We start from the raw sequence: 10,380 nt of genomic DNA, 5'->3' as shown, positions 1-10,380 counted from the left end.
GTGCCGCATGGCAATTCGCCGGTTCTCCCGCCAGATCGACGGGCCATCGCCAGACCCACCCGGATCGGCTCATCCCGGCGCTCGCCGGTTCCGCCCTCCACTCATCCGCCCGAGGCCGCGGCCGACGCCAGGGCCGCACTCCGCCCACGCGGGGCCCGTCGCAGGCGCCGTCGAAACCGGATCGCTACCGGAACGCACCCGCGCGTGAGACTCACGCGCGGGTGCCGTGATGAGGGGAACTACCAGGCCGTATTGATATGCCCCGGTGTCCACAGACCGGTGTGGGTGTCCTGGGTGACCGCGGGTGTGGCCCGGACCGCGGACGGGTCGATCGGGGTCAGCCGCTGCAACTCGCCCCAGTCCTCCCGCCAGCTGTTCTTCAGATAGGTGGCCAGGGTGCTGGAGCGTTGCAGTTGCTGGCTCCAGCCCAGCGGTCCGCCGCCGTCGTGGCTCTCCCACAGGTTGGTGTCGTGCGCACCACCGCGGTCGGGCAGGATGCGCCAGCCCGGGACCTGGGCGATGCCGTCCTTGTGGTCGTACGGACGCTGGCACGGGAACTGCAGGCCCACCGCCCAGTCCAGCAGCACCGGCTGCGAGGACCCGATCAGATCGTTCAGGGTGACCGTGCGCGGCACCCGGGGCGGCGTCAGCGCGACCCACTGTCCGGGATCGAGGCTGTGCACACTGGCCACGATGCGGATCACGTCGGCCTGCGCGGGAATCTGGTTCAGCGGCACGCGCAGATTGCGCCACGACGGCGCGGGTCCGATATCGATCGGCGTCAGCCGTCCGAGCGGATGCGCGGACGTCGCCGAATCGCCCGTGCCGTACTCCACCTCCACCGGCTCGCCCGGCGTGATCACCCCGTCCTTGTCGACCGAGCGGATGCGCCCGGCGGCGGCGATGGCGACGATTCCGCTCCGGTCGCCCGCGGCGGGCAGGCGGTACCAACCGGTGGTCAGATCCGACGACCCCTGCTGCCCGGACGTGCCCAGCTCCGGCGTGGTGGCCGAGTTCAGCCCGAAAGGCAGTGGCGCACCGCCGGTTTGGGTGCCGACATCACGACCGGGCTTGGCGTTCAACGTATTCGTGTTGGCGATGCTGCTCGCCGCGGCGGGCTGGCCGTCCGGGCTCAGGTCGCCGATTCCATTGGGCACGAAACCCTTTGCGCCATTGTCGAATGCCCTGAAGCGATTGCCCGTCAGCGGCGTCAGCAGCGACGCGTTGGGGTCCGGCTCGACCAGCACATCGTTGGCCAGACCGCACGGCTTGCCCAGTACCGCATTCACATTCGACGCGGCCAGGGAGAAGCCCGGATACTGGGCCACCGCGCCCTTGGCGAACGAGGCCAGCTCGAACAGCACCAGGATCGCCGCCGCGACGGTCAGCGGCGGTATCTTGGCCAGCTTCCAGGCGCGCGGCGAAATCCGATGCGGCGTACCGGGTTCCGGTGCCCGCACGTGCCACCACGCGGCCAGCAGCAGGCAGACCGCCGCGGCGGCGATGAACACCTTCTCGATCAGGAAACCGTGCACCGACGGTGCCTTGTCATTCCATGGAATCCCGAAACTCGAGACGTACCACCACTGGTTGATGCTGGTGAACACTTGCGCCAGGATCAGCGCCACCACCGCGGCGAACAACGCCCGGTTCCGTGGCGAGCGCATCACCTTCGGGCCCACCGCGACCGCGGTTAGCGCCGCGATCGCACCGGCCAGACCTGCGTACACGCCGTCGTGGTGGGTGAACTTCGTCGGCGATAGCGCCAGCAGCAGCATCGCGCCGAAGGTCAGGCCCAGCAGCCGCTTGGTCGGCCCAGGCGTGGTGAACGGAATCCGTCCGCCCTTGCGCAACAACACGAATGCGCACACCAGCAGGCCCAGCCACATCGCGACGATGCCGAAGCGACGGCCGATCGACCCGTCCGCATTGGGCATGAACAGCCACTGATAGCTCAGGTATTCGTCGTACCAGGGCGAGGCCGGTCCGGCGATCTGGTGCACCCGATTGGTTTCGAACATGTCCGACAGCGGCAGCACCGAGAAGGCCACCGCGACGATCAGGGTTCCGGCCCCGGCCAGCGGCGCGAGCAGCGCACCGTACGCGCGGATCCACGCCCACAGCGTGACCTTCGCCCCTTCCGAGACCCCGGCCAGTGCGCGAGCCCGCGTCACGCCGAACCGCCACACCGGCCGCATTCCGGCCAGCAGCGGCGCGAAACAGATCGCCCCCGAGGGGTTCGCGGTGCACGCGAAGGCCCCGACGATGATCGCCAGCGCGTAGGGCAGCAACCGCCGCACGGCGATCGACCGCTCCACCAGACACCAGGTGAGCAGAACACTCACCGCCACAACGGGTTCCGGGCGCAGCCCGTTGTTGAAGGGCAGCCAGACGGCCAGGAAACCCAGCGCGCCGGTCCAGCGCACCACGCGGTCGTGCCGCACGGCCGCGCCGAATCGGGGAATCACCTCCCGGCTGATCAGCAACCAGGACAGGATCCCGGCCAGCAGCGTGGGAAGCCGCATCCACGGACTCGCCGTACTCAGCTCGGACATCCGTGCCAGCAGGTCGAACCACGGTGTGCCGACCGGTGTTTCGGGCACGCCCCAGTACCGGAAGTAGTTGGCCATATAGCCCGACACCAGCGAGACGCGGGCCATACCGAACTGATACCCGTCGTCGGAGGTGGTCGACCCGATGAAGTACCAGACCACCAGCGTCGCGAAGACGACGCCGTCCACCAGGCCGAACGTCCGCCAGCGCTGGGCCAGTACCCGCCGCACTCGGCGTCCGTCCAGCGTATCGAGCCGATAGAGCGCCACCAGCGCGACCAGCGTGCACACGATCGCCAGAATCGTCGCGGCTCGTTTGGCGAAGGTCGGCACGACCGAGAACCGGCTGTCCACCTGCGCGGTGACCTGCGCACCGGCGGTGGTCTTCAGATCGCTGAAGATTCCGACCAGCTGCGGACGCCAATCACCGTTCAGCGTCACCGGATTCACCGTCGAGCCGGTGAGAGTCGCTGTGGCCGAGGACATGTCGGCGTGCACGGTGAACGTGCAGTCACCGAGCTCATGCAGCGGAACGCTCAGCAGCGATTGATCGCGCAGCACCGCCTCGAACTGCGCGGGCTGTCCGGCGCGGGCCGGATTCACCCGTGCGACAAAGCCGTAACGATCCAGATCGGGCGCACCGTTGGGCATGGTCGAGGTGACCACTCCGCCGTGCGCGGCCAATTGCCTTACCGCGCCACAGGGAATCGATGCGTCGAACGTCAGCGGCGCGTAACCGACCAGCGGCGCGGTGATGCCGCGCGGCGAATCCTGTTGTGGCCAAGACAGAGTGGTGTGATCCACATGCACCGGCAGCAGCGGTACGGCGATAGCGAACAACGCTCCGAGCAGACCTGCGATGAAGGCCACCGGCTTGGCCCAACGCCTGCCGGATCGTGCGGTATCGGGGCGTTCGCGGGCCGCGGGCGCCTCATCCGCCCGCACCATCGTGTCTGTCACGGAGGCAGATGTTAGCGTGACCGCTTCGTAACCGGCGAAATCACTTGACGATTCTCAGTCTGCGCTTAGAATCCGCGGCCGCGAACGACCGGGGCCGGTATCCGCGTGGATACCGGCCCCGACCTGTGCGTCATCGCTCAGCTGCAAGCAGGCGAGGTCTGGTTCAGGTTCTGCAAACCGCTGCACGCCCACTGCTTCTGCAGCTTCCACTTGCCGTCCTGCGCGACGAACGGCACGGTGGCCACGTTGTTCTGGCCGCCGTTGACCGAGAAGTTCGCGTTCGCGGTCAGCGTCGGGCCGCCCAGGTAGCTGACCGAGGTCACCTCGATCTTGGCGTTGTTCTGCTTGTACGCCTGGATGAGCTTGTTGATCATCTCCGGGTCCTTCTGCAGGGCGGTCGCGCCGTCCTCCAGGTACTGCGTCTTCTGCGCAGAAGGCACGTTCGGGTCCAGCGTCTGGGACAGTTCCTGGTTCAGCTGGGCCACTGTGGGAACGGGCGGGTAGTTACTGCTGGTCGCGGCCGCAGCAGTCGTCGTCTTGGCCTTGGAGCTCGAGTGCTTGTCACCGCTACCGCAGGCCGACATGCCGAGCGCGGCCACCACGGCCAATGCGGCAACCGCGACGCGTCCAGTCCTCTGAAGCTTCAATGCTCGTCCTTTACCTTCGAGTTGGTCTCTTGCGTGCTCCGTGACAACTACCACCACACCGGTGTGGTTGCACGAGTGGCCTCACGCTACCCGCAGACTTTCAAAGAAGACTAAGGAGTGGATCGGCCGGGCCGAGATCCGGATCGTCGGCGGCGAAGGTGTGTGCCGGACCGGGACCGGTCGAGCGAGTCTCGAAACGCACTGTGACACGGCCGTGCCCGCTGCCCTGCACCCAGCCGTGGCCGTGTTCGCGATGGGTGACATCGCGTCCGGGATAGAAGTATTCGGTGGTGTAGGAGCGGGTGGCGGGCGGCACCGGCGTGTCGGGCGTGCCGGGGATACCGGCGGCCAGGGTGACCGTCGGCTCCGGCGCGACGAATTCGTCCAGCTCGGCGGTCTCGCGCGGTTCGGTCGCCTGATCCAGCTCCGGGAACAGCGACTCCTGCCGCACCGCCGACAGCCCGCCGAAACCCACGCCGACCAGGCGGATCGGGCCGAGCCGGGCCGGATCGATCGCCGAGCGCAGGGCGGCGGCGGTGAGCGTGGCCGGATCCTCGGTCGCGTACGGCAGGGTGAACGAGCGGGTCACGATGCTCATATCGGCCTTCTTCAGTTTGAGCACCACGGTGCGCGCGGCCCGGCCGTCGCGGATCAGGCGGCGGTGCGCGGCGGCGGCCATCTCCTCAATCGCCGGACGCAGCTGGCCGAGCGTGGCGATATCGCTCTCGTAGGTGGTCTCGGCGCTGATCTGTTTGGCCTCGGCCCGCTCGGCGACGGGGCGATCGTCCAGTCCGCGGGCGAGCCGGTGCAGCGCCGCGCCCACACTGCCGCCCAGCAGCGAGACCGCCTCCGATTCCGGCAGTGCCGCGAACGCGCCGACGGTCTCGATGCCGACCGACCGCAACCGGCTCTGCGCCACCGGCCCCACACCCCACAACTTGCGCACCGGCAGCGCGGCCAGCAACTCCCCCTGCTCGCGCGGTGAAATCACCCGCACCCCATCGGGTTTGGCCAGACCCGAGGCGATCTTGGCGAGCTGCTTGCCCGTGCCCGCGCCGACCGAGGCGACCAGACCGGTGCGCTCGCGCACCAGCGCCCGCAGCGCCTCGCAGAACTCCAGCACCTCCCCCGCGCCGGTACCGGCCAGTTCGACGGGCTCGCCGAACGCCTCGTCGAAGGACAGCGTCTCGAGCACCGGAATACGCGAACGCAACGTCTCGAAGACCTGCCCGCTCACCTCGCCGTACACCACCCCGCGCGGCGGCACCACCACCGCGGTCACGCCGATCAGCCGGCGCGCCTGATGCATCGGCATGGCCGAGCGCGCCCCGAAAACCCGTGCCTCGTAACTGGCTCCGGCCACCACGCCGCGCGCCCCGGTGCCTCCGACGAGGACCGGGCGGCCCCGCAGCGTGGGCCGGGTGAGCTGCTCGACCGAGGCGAAGAATGCGTCCATATCGATGTGCAGCACCCAGCGCCGCGCCACCGGCTCGGCATCCTCCGGCGCGCCATTGAAATTGCTGTCAGGTTCCTGCATCCCCTCCCCCGGCCCGCGCTGTCCGCCGCCCGCTCCGACGACCCCGGAGAATCCCGGTTGACCTGGCAAAAGCCGTGCCGTAACCGGGCCGGGGTCGGTGCTCATACCCGGAAATCTACGCTCGGCTACCGACATGTTCGGCCGTACCCGTATGTGATGATCGATCAATGACTATCCGCAAGGCCGTGATCCCCGCCGCCGGTATCGGCTCGCGCCTGTTGCCGCTGACGAAGGCGATCCCGAAAGAGATGCTTCCGGTCGGCGACAAGCCGGTGATCGAGCACACCGTACGTGAGCTGGTGGCCTCCGGTATCACCGACATCACCATCGTGGTGAGCGCCGGAAAGTCGTTGATACAGGACCACTTCCGCCCCAATCCCGCGCTGGTGGCGCAGCTGCGCGCCGACGGCAAATCCGCCTACGCCGACGCGGTGGAGGAGGTCGGCGAGCTGGGCCGCCTGGGCCACATCACCTATCTGGACCAGCACGGTCCCTACGGCAACGGCACCCCGGTCCTGAACGCCGCGCGCAGCCTGGGCGACGAGCCCATGCTGGTGCTGTGGCCCGACGACGTGTTCGTCGCCGAGGTGCCGCGCGCGCAGCAGCTGATCGACGCCTACAACAAGACCAAATCCCCGGTGCTGGCGCTCATGCCGATGGAACCGGCCGAATCCGGTCGATACGGCGTTCCGGTGGTGGCCGAGACCTTCGACAACGGGCTGATGCGGATCACCGGCCTGGTCGAGAAGCCCAAACCGGAGGACGCGCCGTCGTCCTTCGCCGCGGTGGGCGGTTACGTGGTCACCCCGGGCATCATCGAGGAACTCGACAAGCAGGTCGCCCAGTGGTATTCGCACCGCACCGGCGAGGTGTACCTGACCGATGCGATCAACGCGTTCGCCGGTTCGAATGCCGCCTACGGCCAGGTGATTCACGGCCGCTGGTACGACACCGGCAATCCGGCGGACTATCTCACCGCGCAGTTCGCCTCGGCGCTGAACCACCCGCAGTACGGTCCGGCACTGCGCCAGCTCGTCACCGAATGAGCGCGGCGGGCCCGACCTCCCGCCGCACGACGACTCAGAAGAAACGCCGGATCGCGTAGATCTTGAACCGGCTCAACGGCGTGTACACCACGCCGACGCCGTAGTCGTAGGCGTTGAGCACGGCGCCGTCGCCGACGTAGATGCCCTCGTGGGAGCCGTCGGCGTTGAGCACCACGACGTCGCCCGGCTGGATGGCGCTGAGCGGCACCGCGCTACCCGCGCGCGCTTGCTGCCAGGTGGTGCGCGGCAGGAAGATGCCGACCCAGCGGTACGCCCACTGCACCAGGCCGGAGCAGTCGTAGGAGTTCGGCCCGGTCGCGCCCCACTGATAGGGCTTACCGGCCTGAGACCGCGCGAAGGCCAGCGCCATCATCGCCCGCGGACTGGCCAGCGGCAGACTCGCCGAGCCGCTGGCGCTGCCTGAGGCCGAACCGCTCCCCGAGCCCGAGGACGCGCTGCCCGTTCCGCCCGCGATCGGGTCGGAGGCGGCGCCGGATTCTGCGCTGCCGCTGTTGGCGACGACGGGTATGCCCGGGTCCGCGCCGGCCGCCCCCGCCGGAACGGTCTCGGCGACTGCGCCTGCGACCAGGAATCCCATCAGCGCGCTGGTCAGCAGGCGGGTGAATCTGCCAGGTGATGCCGTACTTTTCATTGTCTCGCCCTTCGGTGTGCAGACACCACCGAGGCACGTGTCCCGGTGACCGATCGACACAGACGAAGAACTCCTCGATGACCGCTTCCCCACGGGCATCTCGGCCGGGAGAACATGCCTGGCAGTGCATTGGTTGTCAGCTGGGGTCGAGCAGGAGAGATATCGGGTAGAACACGAAGCTCAACTAGAGCATCAGGGTTGCCCTGACATAGCTGTTGTACCGTATGTCCCATCCATCACACAAGATCCCCTCTGTAACGACAGTGGCAATTCCGGTCTGGAATGGATTTGATCTGCGGCGATACGGGTACTCTTCGTCAGTTCCGCGTGTCGCGAAGGCCGGGGAGACAGTTCGCTGGAACTAAACTTCGTTCAGATTCCGATGTCGCGTCTCGGGCAGCGCCAGCAGCGACAGCAGCGAGATCACCGCCATGGCGGCCATGAAGAAGCCCACCGCGGTGGTCCCGCGGGTCTGGCCGAGCTGCGCGACGATCAGCGGAGCCGCGCCGCCGCCGAGGACGCCGCCGAGGTTATAGGCGATCCCCGCGCCCGAGTACCGCACATCGGTGCCGAACAGTTCGGGCAGATAAGCGCCCAGCGGCCCCCAGCCGATGCCCATGCACAGCAGCGCACCGGACAGGCTGATCGCGATGAGGATCGGATTGCGGGTGTTCAGCAGCGGGAACATCACCAGACTCCACACCAGGCTGAAGATCGCACCGCCCAGCAACAGCCGGCGCCGGCCGAGCAGATCGGACTGCCGCGCCACCACGAAGGTGGCCACACCCAGCACCGTGACCGCGATCAATGTCAGGCCCAGCATCGTATTGCGCGGCACGCCAAGTGTTTTCGTGGTGTAGGTGAGGCAGTAGGTGGAGGCGGTGTAGAACATCACGTACACCACCACGATCGCGCCCGCGCCCAGCAGCAGTTGCTTCGGATAACGCCGGATCACCTCCAGCGTCGGTACCCGCACCGTGTGCTCGGTCGCCAGGAATCTCGCGAATGCCGGAGTCTCGGCCACCCGCAACCGGATTCGCAGCCCGACCGCCACCAGCACGAAGGACAGCAGGAACGGCACCCGCCAGCCCCACGACTCGAACGCGCCCTTCGGAAGCCATTCCGACAGCGCCCAATACACCGCGGTCGCGGCGAAGAAGCCGATGGGCGAACCCATCTGGGGTGCGGCCGCGTACAGCCCGCGCCGCCCCTTCGGCGCGTACTCGGTGGAAAGCAGTGCGGCGCCGCCCCATTCGCCACCCAGGCCGATGCCCTGCAGAACCCGCAGCACGACCAGCAGCATCGGCGCGCCCACGCCGATGCTGGAATATCCGGGCAGCAGTCCGACGCAGGCCGTGGACAGCCCCATCAGCAGCAGCGAGACCACCAGCGTGGCCTTGCGGCCGACGCGATCACCGAAGTGCCCGAAGACGATCGCGCCCACCGGCCGGGCGATGAAGCCGATGGCGAAGGTGGCCAGGGAGGCCAGCGTGCCGGCGACCGGCGAGAGCGCGGGGAAGAAGAGTTTGTTCAGCACCAGCGCCGCGGCGGTGCCGTAGATGTAGTAGTCGTAGAACTCGATCGCGGTGCCGATGAAGCTGGCGATCGCGATGGTCCGACCCGAACCCGCCGGAGCGTTCACCGGGGCATCGTGCGGCGCTGCGGCGGACTGTGTCGCGGGAGCGGAGCTCCCGCCGGACGGCCGCGAGGCAGCGGGCGCAGGATCGGTCACGGTCTTCCCTCATCGCATCGGTCGAACCGCGCAATGGTACGCGAGCGGCCGGGATGCGGTTACGTGCACCGCTCGGCGGATGCGACCAGTTGGCGTCACTAGGGGACACATCCGCCGAGCAGCACTGCACTTCCCCGCCGATCGGGCTGGGGAAGAGTTTCGAGGTCGCCGGTTCAGCTCCCCCCTCATGGGAGCCGACTCAGTGTTCCTTACCTCGTCATGAACTGTATCACCATATGCCATCTTTCAGTGGTACATACCACTAATTAACGGTCCAGTAATATGGTCGCGCGACCTTCGGGCGCCGCGGCTCGCAGGAAGAACAGCAGATTCGCCGGTCGCTCGGCCAGCCTGCGCACGAAGTACCCGTACCACTGATCACCGAACGGAACATAAACCCGAAGATGCTGTCCCAGGCCGGTCAGCCGCTCCTGTTCGGCGGGTCGGATCCCGTACAACATCTGGAACTCGAAGTCCGCGCACCCGCGCGAGGCGGCCGTCGCCAGCAGTGCGGCGGCCTCGATCATGGCCGGATCGTGCGTGGCGACCATCGGATATCCCTTGCCCCGCATAAGAATACGAAGACAGCGCAGATAAGCGGCGTCCACCTCGCGCTTGCGCCGCAAGGCCACCGATCCCGGCTCGTCGTAGGCTCCTTTGCAGAGCCGAATCCGGGCGCCCTCCTGCGCGAACGCCGCACAATCCGCCTCGGTCCGGCGCAGATACGCCTGCAGAACGGTGCCCACCGTCTCGGGATGCTCGCGCCGCAGCTCACGTACGACCGCCAGCCTCGAATCGGTGGCGGCGTGATCCTCGGCGTCCACCGTCATCCAGATACCAACTGCCGCAGCGGCTTCGGCGATCGCACGGGCATTGCGCAGTGCCACGGCGTGACCGTCCTCGCCGAGGGCCTGTCCGAGTGCGGACAGTTTCACCGAAATCTCCAGCGGCCGTGGTGAATCCACATCGCCTTGCGAGAGTTGCGCCAGGGCCTCGAGCAGGCGCAGGTATTCCCGCACCACCCGCTCGGCCCGCCCGGGATCGACGGTGTCCTCGCCCAGATAGTCGATCGTGACGAACCGGTTCTGCCGCAACAGCTCTCGCACGACCTCGAGCGCCGTCTCCCGGGACTCGCCCGCGACGAACCGGTCGACGATCCGCCTGGTCACCGGCATCCGGGTGATGCCGCGTTCGGCGCGGGAGGACCGCGCCGCGGCCAGCAGGGCGGGCCGCAAAGGGTTCGCGAACACGGGA

7 protein-coding genes are annotated in these 10,380 nt (G+C 67.9%); 1 reads left to right on the top strand and 6 read right to left on the bottom strand.

Features of this window, described 5'->3' with window-relative positions:
* Positions 1-239: 239 nt before the first annotated feature.
* The 3 genes from NM2_RS14560 to NM2_RS14550 form a co-directional block, all read right to left on the bottom strand.
* Positions 240-3,500 carry an arabinosyltransferase domain-containing protein gene (locus tag NM2_RS14560; RefSeq protein WP_067668762.1) on the bottom strand — a complete coding sequence of 1,087 codons (3,261 nt, stop codon included), beginning with the start codon at positions 3,498-3,500 and terminating at the stop codon, positions 240-242.
* A gap of 149 nt (positions 3,501-3,649) precedes the next feature.
* Complete coding sequence (locus tag NM2_RS14555) at positions 3,650-4,159, bottom strand: WKL family lipoprotein (protein ID WP_084530975.1); 510 nt, start codon at positions 4,157-4,159, stop codon at positions 3,650-3,652.
* A gap of 100 nt (positions 4,160-4,259) precedes the next feature.
* A complete protein-coding gene (locus tag NM2_RS14550) occupies positions 4,260-5,696 on the bottom strand; it encodes a DNA polymerase IV (protein ID WP_067668752.1) in 1,437 nt (478 codons plus the stop codon).
* 167 nt (positions 5,697-5,863) lie between these two features.
* Between NM2_RS14550 and NM2_RS14545 the strand changes: the two genes are divergently transcribed.
* On the top strand, positions 5,864-6,742 hold the full coding sequence (locus NM2_RS14545; RefSeq protein WP_067668750.1) for a UTP--glucose-1-phosphate uridylyltransferase: 879 nt from the start codon (positions 5,864-5,866) through the stop codon (positions 6,740-6,742).
* 34 nt (positions 6,743-6,776) lie between these two features.
* Here NM2_RS14545 and NM2_RS14540 read toward each other — a convergent pair whose 3' ends face one another.
* The 3 genes from NM2_RS14540 to NM2_RS14530 form a co-directional block, all read right to left on the bottom strand.
* Positions 6,777-7,394 (bottom strand): C40 family peptidase, encoded by a 618-nt coding sequence (locus NM2_RS14540; protein ID WP_245718028.1) that lies wholly within the window; start codon positions 7,392-7,394, stop codon positions 6,777-6,779.
* A 361-nt stretch (positions 7,395-7,755) separates the two neighbouring features.
* Entirely contained in the window at positions 7,756-9,036 is a 1,281-nt protein-coding gene (locus tag NM2_RS14535; RefSeq protein WP_067668756.1) for an MFS transporter, read from the bottom strand.
* 356 nt (positions 9,037-9,392) lie between these two features.
* Positions 9,393-10,376 carry a proline dehydrogenase family protein gene (locus NM2_RS14530; RefSeq protein ID WP_067668754.1) on the bottom strand — a complete coding sequence of 328 codons (984 nt, stop codon included), beginning with the start codon at positions 10,374-10,376 and terminating at the stop codon, positions 9,393-9,395.
* Between the last annotated feature and the right edge of the window lie 4 nt (positions 10,377-10,380).

Origin of the sequence: Nocardia miyunensis NBRC 108239, from assembly GCF_001613065.1 — a bacterium.
Classification (GTDB): Bacteria; Actinomycetota; Actinomycetes; order Mycobacteriales; family Mycobacteriaceae; genus Nocardia; species Nocardia miyunensis.
Note: the sequence above shows the minus strand (reverse complement) of the source record. Positions and strands in the feature narration are given on the sequence as shown.

Excerpts from the sequence above, each read along its gene's own strand:
- NM2_RS14560 (WP_067668762.1), bottom strand. The coding sequence starts at position 3,500 with ATGGTGCGGGCGGATGAGGCGCCCGCGGCCCGCGAACGCCCCGATACC.
- NM2_RS14550 (WP_067668752.1), bottom strand. The coding sequence starts at position 5,696 with ATGCAGGAACCTGACAGCAATTTCAATGGCGCGCCGGAGGATGCCGAG.
- NM2_RS14545 (WP_067668750.1), top strand. The coding sequence starts at position 5,864 with ATGACTATCCGCAAGGCCGTGATCCCCGCCGCCGGTATCGGCTCGCGC.
- NM2_RS14540 (WP_245718028.1), bottom strand. The coding sequence starts at position 7,394 with ATGAAAAGTACGGCATCACCTGGCAGATTCACCCGCCTGCTGACCAGC.